The sequence below is a fragment of the Duganella sp. Dugasp78 genome (assembly GCF_059491455.1).
On record NZ_CP168506.1, the window covers coordinates 2,634,067 to 2,650,405 of the forward strand.

Below are 16,339 nucleotides of genomic sequence, written 5' to 3' on the forward strand. Positions count from 1 at the left end.
TCTGGATCAAAACCAGCTTCATCTATACGAGTTAGCCCGCGCTAGAACCATTTCTTTTGCAGCGCCGCGAACGTGCCGTTGGCCTTGATGGCTTCCAGTCCCTTGCGAAAACGTTCGACCAGCAGGTCGTCGGTCTTCGGGCCGAACGCCATGTAGCTGCCGCCGCTGCCCAGTTCGGTCAACTGCAGCGCCCGCACCAGCAGCTTGGACGGATCGCCGCCGTCGCGCCGCACGATGTCAGTGACGATGAGGTCGCTCATCGCCCACAGGTCGACGCGGCCCAGCTTAAGTTTTTCGTAGTTGGTTTTCGGCTGGGCGTTGCCTTGCAGCTGGCGACCCTTGACGAAGCCCTTCGACTCCAGGTATTGCTCGCGCGCGTCGCCGTTGATGGTGGCGATGTTGTAGTTCAGCGCGTCGGCAAGATGGTCGAGCTTGATGCCGCGTGCGCGCAGGGCGTACAAATAGGAGCTGTCGGGCGGGGTGATCACGCCGACCCATTTGAACAGATGCTCGCGCTCGGGCGTGCGCATGATCGAGAAGATCAGCACGTTTTCCGTGTTCAACGCCGTCGCGTAGGCGCGGGCCCAGGGCAGGATACGGATGTCGGCCTGCACGTTGATTTGCTTGAGGACGGCTTCGACGACCTCGGTGCTGAAGCCGGTGACCTTGCCGTTTTCTAAAAAGTTGACCGGCCGGTTTTCCTCGGTGACGCAGGTGACCGTGGTGCTTGCGTGCACGGTGGCCGCCAGGCATATCAACCCCAGCCAGAGCAGTAAGCGACGTATCTTCATTCCTTGGCAATCCCCTGGTATGGCGTGGTTGCGCCGGGCTGTCCGGGCAGGCGCAGCACCACCTGCAGCCCGTGCGGCTGGGCATCGCGCAGAGCCACGGTGCCTCCGTGCTGTGCGACGACCTCTTTCACGATGGGCAGGCCCAGCCCGCATCCTTCACCCTGGTCCGTGGCCCGCACAAACCGTTCGAACACGCGGGCGCGGTCCGCCTCGGCGATGCCCGGACCGTTGTCGCTGATGATGATCAGGACCTCGTCGCCGTCCGGCCGCACCCGGACGGTGATCTCGCCGCCGCTGCCAGTGTACTTGATGGCGTTGTCGATCACGTTGCTTAACGCCTCCCTCAGCAGCAGGGCGTTGGCCCTGATCTGCAGCGGCGCGCTGCCGTCGGGCAGCGAGTCGTCGTCCATGCCCAGGTCGATCTGCGCGCGCAGTGCGCGCGGCACGAGCTCGGCGACAATCTCCTGTACGAAGGCGAGCACATTCAATGGCGCCATGTCGCTGTCCATCGCCACGTCGGGATCGGCGCGCGCCAGCATGAGCAGCTGCTTGATCAGGTGGGCGCCTTGCGCGGCGCTCTGATCGACCATTTTCAGCCTGGCGATCAAGGCCGGGTCCTCGGTCATGGCGATGGCCAGCGCGGTCTGGCTTTTCAATCCGGCCAGCGGCGTGCGCAACTGGTGGGCGGCGTCCGCGATGAAGCGCTTCTGGGCGTTCACGTTCTGGCTCACCGAGGCCAGCAGTTCATTCAGCGCCTGCACCAGGGACCGCACTTCCTGCGGCGCGGAGGCGATGTGCAGCGGCGCGAGGTCGATCGGCGAACGTCCCTCCACCTCCTTGCGCAGGCGCAGCAAGGGCGCCAGTCCCGCGCCGGTGCCGGCCCAGACGATCATGGTCATCAACGGGATCAGGGCGGACAGGGGGAGCAGCGTATCGATCAGGATCATTTTGAAGATGTCCTCGCGATGCGCCATGCTGCGCGCGACCTGGACCAGCATCCATTGCTGTTTTCCTTCCGGTTCGCCATGCGGCAGGTACAAGGCCGCGATCCGCACCTTGACCGCCGGCCCGGGGCCGCCGTGGCCCGCAGACTCGGGAGGCTTGATCTCGCCGTCGTAGAAATAGGGATCGTTCAGGCGCGGCCGCATGTCCTGCGGCGGCATGGGGATGCTGTTGTTGCCCAGTACGAATTGGCCGGGCGGCGTGCTGACCATGTAGAACAGACGGTCGTTGGGATCGGTCTCGAGGATTTCCTGCGCCGCGCGGGGGAAGTCGATCAGCAGTCCGCTGCCGATCGGTTTGACGCGCCGCGCCAGCGCCCGGGAGGCCTGGGACAAGGTCGCGTCCGCGGCTTGATTGACATAGCGTACCGCCAGGCGGTAGGTGGCGATGCCGCCCGCGAACCACAGCACCAATTGCGGCAGCAGCACCCAGATCAGCAGCTGGCGGCGCAGGGACTGGTTGCGGCGGGCGATGCGGAAACGATGCAGTACGCCAGGTTTAGCTTGCTCGTCCATCGCCATGCTCGACGGCCAGCAGGTATCCCAGTCCGCGGACGGTGCGGATTTCCAGGCCCGAACCTTCCAGCTTCCGGCGCAGGCGGTGGATGTGGACTTCCGCCGTGTTGCCGGCGCCGACCTCGTTGCCGTCGCCAGCCCAGGCGGCGGCGATCTGCTCCTTCGTGACGACCTTGTCGGACTGTATCAGCAGCAGTTCAAGCAGCGTCGCCTCGCGGGGGCTGAGTTCGACCGATTCGCCATGAATGACCGCGCGCCGCGCGGCCCGGTCAAAATGCAGGCCCTCCATCACCACATCGCCATTGAAGGGGCCCTGCCGGGAGCGCCGCAGCACGGCGCGCAGGCGCGCCTCCAGTTCCGGGAAGTCGAACGGCTTGGTCATGTAGTCGTCCGCGCCGGCATTCAAGCCCGCCACGCGGCTGTCGAGTTTATCCAGGGCCGTGAGCACCACCACCGGCAGATTGGGCCGGCTCGCGCGTAAATTCTTGAGCACGGTGAGTCCGTCGACCATGGGCAGGCCCAGGTCGATGATGGCGATATCGAAATTGTGCCTGGACAGCAGGTATTCCGCCACCGGGCCGTTCGGCGCATGTTCGACGGTGAACCCCGCGCCGTTCAACTGGGCAGTCAAACCGTTCGCGAGTATGGGGTCGTCTTCGGCGAGTAAAAGTTGCATGCCACAATATTAACGGATACTGCACTACGTTACAATACGAACCTTTCAGTCACGTTGACGTGGCGTTCATACCAGCCTGTGCCGTGGACGGCCGGGCGCAAGCGTTGCGGACGTAAGTTATGGCGATTTTCTTTTCCCGATGTGCTGCCGGATGGCGCGCCCTGATCGCGCCGATGATGACGTTGATGATGACGCTGATGAGCGCTTGGTGCGCCGCCGGCGCGCACGCCGGCGAGATCGAGGTGCTCCACTATTGGGATGTGGGCAGCGACGCCAGGTCGGCCGAGGTGCTGAAGCTGGCGCTGCAGCGCCAGGGGCACACCTGGAAGGACTTCACGGTCTCGGCCGACGCCAACGGCCTGCCGCTCTCGCTGCTGCGCTCGCGTGTATCGTCGGGCAATCCGCCCTCCGCGGCGCAGATCAAGACGCCGGTGATCCAGCAGTGGGCGCGCGAAGGCGTGCTGGCCAATATGGACGAGGTGGCGCAGGCCGAGCATTGGGACGCCGTGCTGCCCAAGGCCATCAGCGATGCCATGAAGTACAAGGGGCGCTATGTGGCGGTGCCGATCAACGTTCATCGCATCAACTGGCTGTGGATTAATCTGCGCGTTCTCAAGCAGTCCGGCGCGCGGGTGCCGGCCAGCTGGGACGAGTTCTTCGCCACCGCCGAGGCGATGAAGCGGGCCGGCTACATCGCCGTGGCGCATGGCGGTCAGCCCTGGCAGGACTTCATCCTCTTCGAAAGCGTCGCGCTGGGCGCCGGCGGCATCGATTTCTATCGCAAGGCGTTTGTGGCCCTGGACCCGGAGGTGCTGGCGGGGCCGGAGATGGAGCGGGTGCTGCGGACCTTCCGGCGCATCAAGGCCTACACCGATGCGACTGCTTCGGGGCAGGACTGGATCGTGGCGTCGTCGGCGCTGGCGCAGGGCGAGGCCGGCATGCAGTTGATGGGGGACTGGGTGAAGCCCGCCTTCCTGGAGGCGCAGAACAGCGCCGGCCTGGAGTTCGCCTGCGTGCCGGTCCCCGGCACCGCGAAAGCGTTCTCGTTTGCCGTCGACGCCTTTGCGATGTTCAAGGTGGACAGCGCTTCAAAGATCAAGGCGCAAACGGACTTTGCCGCGGATTTGCTGTCGCCGGCCATCCAGGAGGAGTTCAACCTCAGCAAGGGCTCGATTCCGGCCCGCCTGGGCATGAACCTGGCCAGGTTCGATCGCTGCGCAAAGCTGTCGGGCGCCGCGTTCCACTCCGCCGCGCAGGCCAACACGCTGGTGCCCAGCATTTCCATGGCCGTGCCGCCCGCCGTCGAGCAGGCCATGCGCGAAGCCATCAGTGCCTACTGGCACGACGACCGGATTAACGAACGAACAACCATGACGCGGCTGGTCGCAGCCACCCGTCGCCCCTAGACGCCGGCCGTCCAGCTCCCATCCATCCGTCCGTCCTGACGGCAGTTCCCCGGTCAATTGGATTGACAGGGCAAAACAATTGAGCTTACACTTCATTAACGCTAAATTAATTGAATGTGAACGTTGCGACAAGGCATCCCCTTCTCGCCGACGCCAAATGTTGAACTGATATGACACCTCATAAGTATTATCGCCTGCTTGCGGCGCTGCTCCTCTCACTGTTGCTGTCGCCCGCGTGGGCGCAGAAATTCCCCGGCCTCGCCGATACGCCGCCTATGGGCTGGAACAGCTGGAACAAGTTCGGCTGCGACATCAGCGAGCAGCTGATACGCGAGACCGCCGACGCCATGGTCAAGAGCGGCCTGCGCGACGCCGGCTACATCTACATTAACATCGACGACTGCTGGCACGGCGAACGCGACGCCAGCGGTTACATCCAGGCCGATCCGGTGCGCTTCCCCTCCGGCATCAAGGCGCTCGCCGATGAGCTGCATGCCAAGGGGCTCAAGCTTGGCATCTATTCCGACGCCGGCGCGCATACCTGCGGCATGCGGCCGGGCAGCCAGGGCCACGAATACCAGGACGCGCTGCAATATGCACGCTGGCACGTCGATTACCTGAAATACGACTGGTGCCATACCGGCGACGGCCCGGCGCAGCGCAACCCGCGCGAAGCCTACGCCACCATGCGCGACGCCATCCGCGCGGCCGGACGGCCGATGATCTTCTCGATCTGCGAATGGGGCGACAACAAGCCGTGGGAATGGGCCGCCGACGTCGGCCACCTGTGGCGCACCAGCGGCGACATCGCGGCCTGCTGGGAATGCGAAGTGGGCCATGGCTCGTGGCACTCGCTCGGCGTGCTGAACGTCCTCGACAAGCAGGAAACGCTGCGCAAGTACGCCAAGCCGGGCCAGTGGAACGATCCCGACATGCTTGAGGTCGGCCTGCTGGCGACGGCCGGAGAGAACCGCGCGCACTTCAGCATGTGGGCGATGCTTGCCGCGCCGCTGATCTTCGGCGCCGACGTCCCGAGCATGCCGGCCGCGGTCCGTAACATCCTCGGCAATCGCGACGTCATCGCGGTCGACCAGGACCCGCTCGGCATCCAGGGCTTCGCCTTCATCAAGGAGCGCGGCATCGAATACTGGGCCAAGCCGCTGGCGAACGGCGACTGGGCGATCGCCATTCTCAACCGCAGCGACGAGCCGAAGAAGGTCGCGCACGACTGGCGCCAGCATGCCATCGGCGACGATATCAGCGCTCGCAATGCCGACTTCGCCAAGACCGTGTACGAGCTGCGCGACCTGTGGGCGGGCAGGGCGGCCGGCACGACCGCGACGCCGTTCAACGTGACGGTGCCGGCGCGGGACATCGTGATGCTGAGGTTGTCGCCTCGTTCATCCAATACAAATCAAAAATAGTTTAGGGGACTGTCTGTGCAAATCCGAAATATCCTGACGCAGATGCGTCGGTCGCTGGGCGTATCGATGCTGTTTGGCTGCGCCACCTTTGCTAGCGCTATCACCGTCCACGCGGCGGATCTGGCGCCCACCCCGCCGATGGGCTGGAACAGCTGGGATTCCTACGGCCTGACCATCGGCGAAGCCGATTACCGCGCCAACACCCAGGTGCTGGCCTCGCTCAAGGACTATGGCTGGCGCTACGCCGTGGTCGACATGGGCTGGTACATGGCCACGCCGGCCAGCAACAAGCGGCTCGAGAGCGATTTCCAGATCGACGCCAACGGCCTGCTGGTGCCGGCCCCCGGCCGCTTCCCGTCCGCGGCCGGCGGCGCCGGCTTCAAGCCCTTGGCTGACTGGGTGCACGGCCTCGGCCTGCAGTTCGGCATCCACATCATGCGCGGCATTCCGCGTGGCGCGGTGGAGCGCAACACGGCGATCGCCGGCAGCGATTTCCATGCGGCCGACGCGGCCGACACGGCCGACGCCTGCCCCTGGGACGACGGCAACTACGGCATCCGCGACAACGCGGCGGGCCAGGCCTATTACGATTCGGTGATCCGGCTGTACGCGGCATGGGGCGTCGATTTCCTCAAGGTCGACTGCATCGCGGACCACCCGTACAAGTCCGTCGAGATCGGCCAGATCGTCAGCGCGATCAAGAAGAGCGGACGGCCGATCCTGCTGAGCCTGTCGCCGGGACCGACCCAGCTCGAGCATGCGGCCGAGATCTCGCGCAACGCGCAGATGTGGCGCATCTCGAACGATATCTGGGACGGCTGGCATTTCCATCACGAGCCCGGCACGGACGACTATCCGAGCGGCGTCGACGTCGCCTTCGCCAACCTGCCGAAATGGAACCCGTATGTCCGCCCCGGCGCCTGGCCGGACGCCGACATGCTTCCGCTGGGCATGCTTGGGCCGAATCCGGGACTGGGCGAGCCGCGCATGTCGCGCCTCAGCCATGACGAGCAGCGCTCGCTGTTCAGCTTGTTGGCGGTGGCCCGCTCGCCGCTGATGCTGGGCACCAACCTGACCAAGCTCGATCCCTACACGCGCTCGCTGATCACCAACCGCGCCATCCTCGCGATCAACCAGACCGCCTGGGACAGCCATCCGCTGGCCCTGCCGTCCAGCTTTGACGGCACGCAAGTGTGGCTGGCGCGCAGTGGTGCGCGCGGCAAGCCGGCGCAGCACATCGCCTTCTTCAATCTTAAGGACGAGCCCGTGCGCCTGAGCGCGACGTGGAAGCAGTTGGGGATCAACGGCCGCCATGCGGCGCAGGAGTTGTGGTCGGGGACGAAGATCCCGGCGGCCACCCGGATCGAGCTCACGCTGCCGGCGCATGGCAGCGCGGTGTACAGCATCCGCTGATGCCTCAGGCCTCCTCCATATAAGTACCAGGGACAGAGATTCAATATTCGGCACAACGTATGCCGATGGCAATACCGTTCGCCGCGCTGGACGACGTCAGGCGAATGGCTGGGCCAGTACGACGGAATTCCGTCGTGCCGGTTAATCCCACTAATCGTCCTTTTTGGAGGAGACACCCATGAATCGGAAACACAATCTCATCATCCCGGCCTTGCTGGCCGGTCTGCTGGCAGGCTGCGGTGGCGACAACGCCACCACCGCCAGCGCCGTCAAGGCCGGCGCGCCGATGCGCCTCGCCCAAGGCGGCGTGGCGGCCACCAGTTTTTCCAGCGTGAAGTTCGGCGGCGGCGGCTACGTCACCGGCCTGATCTACCATCCCACCTCCGCCGGCGTCGAGTACGCGCGCACCGACGTCGGCGGCGCCTACCGCTGGAACTCGGCCAGCTCGTCATGGACGCCGATCTCCGACGGCGTGGGCTTCGGCGGCGGCGAGGCCAACTACCACGGCGTGGAAAGCATCGCCCTCGATCCGGGCAACGACCAGGTCGTCTACATGGTCACCGGCTTGTACACGCGCGACGGCGGCGGCGGCACGACCAACGGCCGCCTGTACGCCTCCACCGACCGCGGCAACACCTGGGCGCACTACGACCTGCCTTTCCCGGTGGGCGGCAACGAGGACGGCCGGGCCATCGGCGAACGCCTGAAGCTGGATCCCACCAATCCGTCGACGATGTTCTATGGTTCGCGCACGGCCGGCCTGTGGAAGAGCACGGACTCGGGCCATACCTGGAACCAGGTCACGGGGCTGTCGACCACCGTCCTCACGAACGCCCAGATCGGTTCCATGGGCGGCAGTGTGAAGGGCGTCGAGCACCTGATGTTTGACAACTCGTCCGTGGGCGGCGGCCAGACCACCTGGATCATGTACGCCGCCATCGCGCCCGACTACGCCAACGCGGCCGGCCTGACCTCGACCCTGTACAAGTCCGTCAACGGCGGCTGGTCCTGGACGCCGGTAGCGGTCCCGGCCGCGGTGTCCGGCTACTACATCCCGCACGTGGTGCGCACCAACGACGGCAATTACTACGTGGCGTTCAACAAGAGCTCCGGCCAGGGTGCCGGCGGTCCCGGCTACCTCTACAAGTTCGGCGGCGTGGTCTTCAACGAGAGCTGGACCCTGCTCGCCAACAACAGCTCGAACGGCTACGGCGGCGTGTCGGTCTCCGGCACCGGCTCGACCGCCCGTATTGCCCTGGCCGTGACCGGCACCTGGGGCTCCGGCCAGGTGGTCCAGCTGTCGGACAACGGCGGCGGCACCTGGCGCGAAATCGAGCAAGGCATGCCGCATGCCGCGGGCACCAGCGCCGGCGGCTGGGTGGACGACATCGAGATCGATCCGGCCAACCGCGACCACATCTCGCACGTCCACGGCGGCGGCATCCTGGAAACCTGGAACGCTTCCTCGGCCACGCCGAGCTGGTCCGCAGCGGTCACCGGCCTGGAAGAGCTCTGCAATCTGTCCATCCAGACGCCGCCGGTCGGCGCGTCGTACAAGCTCATCAACAATGTGGGCGACGCCGGCATGTGGGTCCAGACCGACCTCACGCAGACGCCGACCAGGAACCCGGGCAAGGGCTGGAGCCAGGGCTTCTCCTCCGACATGTCGTGGACCGACCCGAGCTACATCGTCAACGAGGGCACCATCAACGCGAGCGGCACCGCCTACGGCTCCTGGTCCGGCGACAGCGGCGTGACCTGGTCGAGCTTTGGCAGCCTGCCGGCCGGCGCGCAGGCCAACCAGAGCGCCAGCTCGTCGAGCATCGTGGTGACGACCCGCAACAACCTGGTCTGGGCGCCCGGCAATTCGATCCCATCCTACAGTACCAACAATGGCGCCAGCTGGAGCGCGACCAACCTGCCGGCGCCGGCCGCCCCCGGCTGGAATAACGCCTACGTCCTGGTGGCGGACCGCAAGAACACGAACAAGGTCTACGCCTACGATTCGGGCGGCGCGTTCTGGGGGCCGGCGGGCAAGGTCTACGTCTCGACCGATGCCGGCCATACGTTCACGCTGAGCCAGGGCTCGGTGTCGGCGAACTTGGCCCCCAACGGCTGGGGGATCACCTCGATGGTGGTCAACCCCAACGTCGAGGGCGACCTCTGGCTGACCGACGGCGAGGCCGTGTACCACTCGACCAACTCGGGCGCCAATTGGACCAAGCTGAGCGGCTTCACATCGGTCGCGGCCAGCGGCTCGACGGCCAAATTGATGGGCGCCAGCACGATTGCCCTGGGCAAGGCGAAGACCGGCGGCACGTACTCGGCCGCGCTGTACGTGACTGGGACGCGGAACGGCGTGTGGGGCATCTACGAATCCGACGATGCCGGCGCAACCTGGACGCGCTTCAACGACGATAACCACCAATACGGCGGCGTCGGCGCGATGGCGGGCGACTGGAACACCTATGGTCGCCTTTACTTTAGCGGTGGCGGTCGGAACCTGATTTACACCAACTGATCGGCACCGGCATCAACGCAGCCATGCGGCTGCAGCGGCCCCGCCAAGGCGCCGCTGCAGCATTTGGCGGAGGCGTCCTGTGTGGCGCCTTATAGTTTATCATGCTGCATAGTTTATTATATATAAGAGACCAACGTGATTCAAAAACATAACTTCATCGTCCCCGCGCTGCTGACCGGTCTGCTGGCGGGCCTTCTGTCCGGCTGTGGCGGCGGTGGCGGCGGCGCAACCGCGAGCACCAGCCCTGACACAACGCCAAGCACCGCGCCAGGCACCACAACGGGCACAACTCCAGGGACGACGCCGGGCACGACGCCGGGCACGACGGACGGCACCGGCACGCCGCCCCCCACGGCCACCACCTGGAGCAGCGTGAAGTTTGGCGGCGGCGGCTATGTCACCGGCCTGATCTACCATCCAAGCGCCACCAACCTGCTGTACGCCCGGACCGACATCGGCGGCGCCTACCGCTGGAACCAGGCCACGTCGTCCTGGACCCCCATCACCGACGGCCTGGGCTTCGGCGCGGCCGAGAGCAGATTCCACGGCATCGAGAGCATCGCCCTCGATCCCAACAACGACCAGCTGGTCTACATGGCCACCGGCATGTACACGTTTGAAGGCAACGGCCGCCTGTACATCTCCAGCGACCGCGGCACCACCTGGACCCATGTCGACCTGCCGTTCCCGCTGGGCGGCAACAATCCCGGCCGGGCCATGGGCGAACGCCTGATGGTCGACCCCAACAAGCCCTCGACGCTGTTCTTCGGCTCGCGCACGGCCGGCCTGTGGAAGAGCGCGGATTCCGGCAAGACCTGGGCGCAGGTCACGTCGCTGTCGTCCGCCAAGATGACGTCGGACCAGATCAGTGCGGCGGGCGGCGCCATGGGCATCGACCTGGTGGTGTACGACACCAGCAGCAAGGGCAGCGGCACGGCCACCCAGACCCTCTACGCCGCCGTCGCCCCGGACTACGCCAATGTGGCGGGCCTGAGCGCGAACCTGTACAAGTCCGCCGACGGCGGCGCCACCTGGTCGCCGGTCGTCACGCCGGTGTCCGGCTACCACATCCCGCACATGGTGCGCGCCGCCGACGGCATGTTCTATGTGGTGTTCACCAAGGACGCGGGCCCGGGCGCCGGCGGTCCCGGCCGCTTCTACAAGTTCGACGGCAGCAACTGGACCCTGCTCAAGAGCGAGGACCCGGGTAACGGCATCAACTTCGGCCTCGGCGGCGTGTCCGTCTACGGCTCCGGCGCGACCACCCGCATCGCGCTGGGCGTGACCAACTCCTGGGGCAACTGGAACGGCCAGCAGATCGTCCAGCTGTCCGACGACGCCGGCAAGACCTGGCGCGAAATCGAGGCGACCACGACGGGCGAAACCGCCTCGGGCTGGGTCGACGATGTCGAGATCGATCCGTCCAACCGCGACCACATCCTGCACGTGCACGGCGGCGGCATCATCGAGACCAGCAACGCCTCCCTGGCCTCGCCGACCTGGAAAGGCAGCGTCGCCGGCATCGAGGAGACCGCCGTGCTGGCCATCGCCACGCCGCCGGCCGGCGCGCCGTACACGCTGCTCAACAGTTCGGGCGACGTCGGCATGTGGGTCGACACGGACCTCAAGGCCACGCCGACCCTCAATCCCGGCCTCGGCTGGAGCAACAGCTTCGCCGCCGACATGGCCTGGTCCGATCCGCTCTACATCGCCGGCATCGGCTGGATCAACTCGTCCGGCACCGGCACCGGCTTCTGGTCGGGCGATGGCGGCAAGACCTGGGCGAAGTTCGCCACGCTGCCGGCCGGGGTGGCGCAAAACTCGACCGGCGAAGCGAGCATCGCGGTCAGCGCACGCAACCAGGCGGTCTGGGCGCCGGCCAATTCGGTGCCGTCCTACACCACCAACAACGGCGCGAGCTGGACCGCGACCAATCTGCCGCCGCTGCCGAGCGTGGCGCCCGGCTGGGGGCGCGGCTACCGCCTGGCGGCGGACCGCAAGAACCCGAACAAGGTCTACGCCTACGATTCGGGCGGCGCGACCTGGGGCACGGCGGGCAAGGTCTACGTCTCGACCGATGGCGGCCATACCTTTACGCTGAGCCAGGGCTCGGTGTCGGCCAACCTGGCCCCCAATGGCTGGTGGACCACCTCGCTGGTGGCCAACCCCAACGCCGAGGGTGACCTCTGGCTGATCGACGGCAACACCGTGTATCACTCGCTGGATTCGGGGGCGAGCTGGGCCAAGCTCAGCAACTTCGCCACCAGCAACGGCGTGCAGGGCGCCAGCGCCATGGCGCTGGGCAAGGCAGCGCCCGGCGCCAAGTACTCGGCCGCGGTCTACGTGGTGGGCGTGGTGAACGGCGTGTGGGGCGTGTACCGCTCCGACGACGGCGGCACCAGCTGGACCCGCTTCAACGACGACGCGCACCAGTACGGTGGCATCGGCGCGATCGCGGGCGACTGGAACACCTACGGACGGATCTACTTCTCCGGCACCGGCCGCGGCATGCTTTACACCAACTGAGCGGCACGACCACCAACCCGGCCAGCGAGCGCGGTGCCGCCGCTGGACGCTGGCCGGATGTCTCAACGATAAGGAATCAAGATGGTAACAACACGCATTAGCGCGCCCTTGCTGGCGCTTGCCCTCGGCCACGCCTGCCTGTCCGCGCAGGCGGCCGAACTCGGCCTGGCACGCCTGTTTTCCGACCACGCGGTGCTGCAGCGCGATCAGCCGATCGCCATCTGGGGCACGGCGGACGCCGGGCGCACGCTGGCGGTGACGCTGGGCGATCGCAGCGTGACCGGCACCGCGGACGCGCACGGCAAGTGGCGGGTCCAGCTGCCGCCGCAGGGCGCCGGCGGACCGTATGCGCTGACCGTGAGCGCGGACGGGCAGACGGTCAGCCGCGCCGACATCCTGGTCGGCGACGTCTACCTGTGCTCGGGCCAGTCCAATATGGAATTCGCCGTGCGCGCGTCGACCAACGCCATGGGCGCCACCTACGGCGCGGACAACCAGCAGATGCGCTACCTGAACATCAGCAAGCACGGCGCGGCCGTCCCGCAGGACGAGCTTTCGGGCCCGGTCCAATGGACCCCGCTGACGCCGGACTCGGTGAGCGACGCCTCGGCCGTCTGCTACTACATGGCGCGCAAGCTGCAGGCCGGCTACAAGATCCCGGTCGGCTTCATCAACGCCAGCTGGGGCGGCACCATGATACAGGGCTGGATAGGCGCGGAGTCGCTGGGCAGCTTCGACGACTACAAGGCGGGCATCGCGGCCGTCGCGCAATACGGCGCCGACGCGGCCGAAGGCATGCGCGCCGAGGAAGCGCGCAACGAAGTATGGTGGCGCGCGCACGACCCCGCCGCGGCCGCGCAGCACGCCTGGACCGCGCCGGAGTTCGACGACGCCGCGTGGCCGAGCGTGGTCCCGACCGGCTCGTGGAAGGACAGCGGCCTGGCCGGCTTCAAGGACTTCGACGGCGTGGCGTGGTATCGCACCAGCGTCACGCTGACGGCGGCGCAGGCCAAGGCGGCCAACACGCTGCGCCTGGGCCCGGTCGACACCTATGACAGCACCTGGGTCAATGGCGTGCGCGTGGGCGGCACCAGCACCTCGTGGATCTGGCGCGAGTATGCCGTGCCCGCCGGCCTGTTCAAGCCGGGCCGCAACGTGATCGCCATGCGCGTGCTGAGCGGAGGGCAGGGCGGTGGCCTGTCCGGTTCGACGGGCAGCCGCGCCATCGGCACCGCGGACGGCCAGACCATCGCGCTGCCCGACGCCTGGAAAGTCCAGCGCGGCAGCGTCCTGCGCAACCAGGCCGTGCCGCCTGCGCCGTGGGACTGGCCGAGCAGCCTGACCATGCTGTACAACGGCATGATCGCCCCGCTGGTCGGCGCCAAATTCAAGCTGGCGGCGTGGTACCAGGGTGAAGCGAACGCGGGCGAGAGTGCCGCGAACCCGGGCGCGGGGCACGAATACCGCACGCTGCTGCCGCTGTTGATGCGCGACTGGCGCCAGCGCTTCGGCCAACCGACGCTGCCTTTCGTGGTCGCACAGCTGCCGTCGTTCGGCACGCCGGCGAAAGCGCCCACCGAATCGAGCTGGGCCGAGCTGCGCGACGCCCAGGCCGACGCGGTGGAACACGACGCCCATGCGGCGCTCGTCGTCACGCTCGACGTCGGCGACCGCTTCGACATCCATCCGACCCAGAAGACGGTGGTCGGCGAGCGCTTCGCGCGCGCGGCGCGCACCCTCGCGTACGGCGAGGAAAAGGCCCCCGGCAGCCCTTACCCGGTGTCCGCACGGCGCAGCGGCAAGGACATCGTGCTTGCCTTCCGCGACACGGGCGGCAGCCTGGTGACGTATTCGTCCGATCGCGTCAGCGGCTTCGAAGTCTGCGCGGGCAAGGTCTGCCGCTATGCCGAGGCACGCGTGGCCGGCGATACCGTCGTGCTGCCCGGCGCCGCCAAAGCCGGCGTCACGCATGTGCGCTATGCCTGGGCCGACACGCCGTTCGTGAACCTGTTCAGCGGCGACGATCAGCCGGTCGGCACCTTCCAGATCGAGACAACTTCCTCACATAAATAGGACCCAGATGCAAGTGCAAAACCCATTACGCCAGTCGATACGCCTGGCATTGATCACCCTGTTGTGCGCGAACGCCGCGTCGCAGGCGGCGCCCGATCCACTGGCGCCGACCGCGCATTGGAGCGCCTACACCGCCGGCCGCGCGTCGACCCCGCCGATGGGCTGGAGCAGCTGGAACGCGTTCGGCACCGATATCGACGAGGCCAAGATCCTGGGCTCGGCCCAGCGCATCGTCGACAGCGGACTGGCTGCCGGCGGCTACCGTTACATCAACATCGACGACGGCTGGGCGACGCGCCGCCAGATCCCGGACGGCCACCTGGTGATACGGGCCGACCGTTTCCCGTCGTCGGCCAAGGGCGGCGCCAGCAGTTTCCGTCCCCTCACCGACCAGCTGCACGCCATGGGGCTCAAGGCCGGCATTTACTCCGACCTCGGCCGCAACACCTGTTCGCAGGCCTATTCCGGCGACAGCACCGACCTGCCCAAGGGCAGCGTGCTGGAGCGGGAGATCGGTCTGTACGGCCATATCGACCAGGACATCAAGCTGTTCTTCGCCGACTGGAATTTCGATTTCATCAAGGTTGATGGCTGCGGCCTGCGCGCCTACGGTGCCGACAGTGGGAAAGTGCGCTCGGGCGAGTACCGCGCGCTGACGCCGGTGCTGGACCTGGAGTCGGTGAGCCGTTCCAACATTCCGGCGGTGCAGGCGGAGTTCACGCAGATTAACGCGGCGCTGCGGCGCAACAAGCCCGATGGCGACTTCCTGTTGTCGCTGTGCGTGTGGGGCTCGGCCGATGTGCGCGCGTGGGGCAAGAACTACGGCAACCTCTCGCGCACCAGCGACGACATCACGCCCTCGTGGACCCGCTTGCTGACCAATTTCGACAGCGCGGCGCGGCGCGAGCTGTATGGGCATCCGGGCAGCTGGAACGACCCCGACATGCTGTACATCGGCAAGGGCGACTTCGACGCCAACCATCTGGTGGAAGCCCGCTCGCACTTCGCGCTGTGGGCCATGCTGAACGCGCCGCTGATGCTGGGCGCCGACCTGCGGACCATGCCGCAGCCGCTGATGGACATCGTCGGCAATGCCGACATCATCGCGGTCAACCAGGACGCGGCCGGCAACCAGGCCACGCTGGTCTATGACGCCGACGATCTGGAGATCCTGGTCAAGCGGCTGGCCTCCGGCCAGAAGGCGGTCGCGATCTTCAACCGCGGCCTGGCGCCGATCGACGCCGACCTGACGGCCGAGCACCTCAAGTTGCGCGGCGACGCGCCGGTCACGCTGACCGATCTCTGGACCAAGGCGGACACGACGTTCACCAAGGAAACCAAGGTGCGCGTGGCGCCGCGCGAGACGCGGATCTTCCGCGTCCAGGGCACGCGCGCGCTGGAGCAGGGCGTCTATCTGTCGGAGCAGCCGGGCAGCGTGAATCCGGCCGTTGACGGCGTGATCAGGCCGCAGGCCGATCCGACGATCTTCCGCTCATCGGCTGGCTGGACCGGCACCAAGGGCTTGGGAGAACGGCCGATGTACGCCGGCTGGGGCGGCGCGCGCGCCGACAGCACCCCTTACGGCCAGCCCCTGCGGATCGCCGGCGCGACGTACCCGTCCGGCATCGGCATCCTGGCCAATTCCCGGCTGGAGGTGCGCAACCAGGACTACCGCCGCCTGAGCGCCAAGGTGGGCGTCGACGACTCCGCGTCGGACCGCGCGCACGACGTCACCTTCATGATTTACGGTGACGGCAAGCTGCTGGCCAAGAGCAAGCCCTCGCGTTGGGGCCAGCCAGCGCAGGCCTTGAGCGCGGACGTTGCCGGCGTCAAGCTGATCGAACTGGTGGCGCGCAGCGCAACCGGCGCCAACGAGCAGTTGCCGGTGAGCTGGGTCGACGCCGCTCTGTTGACGTCGGCTAAGCCAGACTGATCAGCGCGAGCATGATGGGAGCGGGCGGCCGTGAGTAATGCGGCCGTCCCGCGTCCTCA

General features: G+C 66.9%; 10 protein-coding genes. 7 read left to right on the top strand and 3 right to left on the bottom strand.

The window, feature by feature from the left end:
• Window positions 1-41: 41 nt before the first annotated feature.
• The 3 genes from ACEN9O_RS11655 to ACEN9O_RS11665 are packed head-to-tail and all read right to left on the bottom strand — an operon-like array spanning window position 42 to window position 2,984.
• The gene (locus ACEN9O_RS11655) at window positions 42-791 is read right to left on the bottom strand and encodes a substrate-binding periplasmic protein (protein ID WP_495617699.1); all 750 of its coding nucleotides are present in this window, start codon (window positions 789-791) and stop codon (window positions 42-44) included.
• Window positions 788-2,308, bottom strand: coding sequence for a sensor histidine kinase (locus tag ACEN9O_RS11660; protein WP_495617700.1), 1,521 nt, complete (start codon window positions 2,306-2,308; stop codon window positions 788-790). Before ACEN9O_RS11660 ends, ACEN9O_RS11655 begins: the two co-directional genes overlap by 4 nt.
• The gene (locus ACEN9O_RS11665; RefSeq protein ID WP_495617701.1) at window positions 2,292-2,984 is read right to left on the bottom strand and encodes a response regulator transcription factor; all 693 of its coding nucleotides are present in this window, start codon (window positions 2,982-2,984) and stop codon (window positions 2,292-2,294) included. The genes ACEN9O_RS11660 and ACEN9O_RS11665 overlap by 17 nt, the downstream gene beginning before the upstream one ends.
• 119 nt (window positions 2,985-3,103) lie before the next feature.
• Between ACEN9O_RS11665 and ACEN9O_RS11670 the strand changes: the two genes are divergently transcribed.
• From ACEN9O_RS11670 to ACEN9O_RS11700, 7 genes are all read left to right on the top strand, one after another.
• The gene (locus tag ACEN9O_RS11670; RefSeq protein WP_495617702.1) at window positions 3,104-4,390 is read left to right on the top strand and encodes an ABC transporter substrate-binding protein; all 1,287 of its coding nucleotides are present in this window, start codon (window positions 3,104-3,106) and stop codon (window positions 4,388-4,390) included.
• A 170-nt stretch (window positions 4,391-4,560) separates the two neighbouring features.
• Complete coding sequence (locus ACEN9O_RS11675) at window positions 4,561-5,814, top strand: glycoside hydrolase family 27 protein (RefSeq protein ID WP_495617703.1); 1,254 nt, start codon at window positions 4,561-4,563, stop codon at window positions 5,812-5,814.
• A 15-nt stretch (window positions 5,815-5,829) separates the two neighbouring features.
• A complete protein-coding gene (locus ACEN9O_RS11680) occupies window positions 5,830-7,227 on the top strand; it encodes a glycoside hydrolase family 27 protein (RefSeq protein ID WP_495617704.1) in 1,398 nt (465 codons plus the stop codon).
• Window positions 7,228-7,405: 178 nt separating this feature from the next.
• Entirely contained in the window at window positions 7,406-9,748 is a 2,343-nt protein-coding gene (locus ACEN9O_RS11685) for a WD40/YVTN/BNR-like repeat-containing protein (RefSeq protein ID WP_495617705.1), read from the top strand.
• A 135-nt stretch (window positions 9,749-9,883) separates the two neighbouring features.
• Complete coding sequence (locus ACEN9O_RS11690; RefSeq protein ID WP_495617706.1) at window positions 9,884-12,274, top strand: dockerin; 2,391 nt, start codon at window positions 9,884-9,886, stop codon at window positions 12,272-12,274.
• An 81-nt stretch (window positions 12,275-12,355) separates the two neighbouring features.
• Entirely contained in the window at window positions 12,356-14,347 is a 1,992-nt protein-coding gene (locus tag ACEN9O_RS11695) for a sialate O-acetylesterase (RefSeq protein ID WP_495617707.1), read from the top strand.
• A 13-nt stretch (window positions 14,348-14,360) separates the two neighbouring features.
• Complete coding sequence (locus ACEN9O_RS11700; protein ID WP_495617708.1) at window positions 14,361-16,280, top strand: NPCBM/NEW2 domain-containing protein; 1,920 nt, start codon at window positions 14,361-14,363, stop codon at window positions 16,278-16,280.
• Window positions 16,281-16,339: the final 59 nt, after the last annotated feature.

Coding starts and splice junctions, on each gene's coding strand:
- ACEN9O_RS11665 (WP_495617701.1), bottom strand. CDS start 2,984: ATGCAACTTTTACTCGCCGAAGACGACCCCATACTCGCGAACGGTTTG.
- ACEN9O_RS11695 (WP_495617707.1), top strand. CDS start 12,356: ATGGTAACAACACGCATTAGCGCGCCCTTGCTGGCGCTTGCCCTCGGC.
- ACEN9O_RS11670 (WP_495617702.1), top strand. CDS start 3,104: ATGGCGATTTTCTTTTCCCGATGTGCTGCCGGATGGCGCGCCCTGATC.
- ACEN9O_RS11675 (WP_495617703.1), top strand. CDS start 4,561: ATGACACCTCATAAGTATTATCGCCTGCTTGCGGCGCTGCTCCTCTCA.
- ACEN9O_RS11685 (WP_495617705.1), top strand. CDS start 7,406: ATGAATCGGAAACACAATCTCATCATCCCGGCCTTGCTGGCCGGTCTG.
- ACEN9O_RS11655 (WP_495617699.1), bottom strand. CDS start 791: ATGAAGATACGTCGCTTACTGCTCTGGCTGGGGTTGATATGCCTGGCG.
- ACEN9O_RS11660 (WP_495617700.1), bottom strand. CDS start 2,308: ATGGACGAGCAAGCTAAACCTGGCGTACTGCATCGTTTCCGCATCGCC.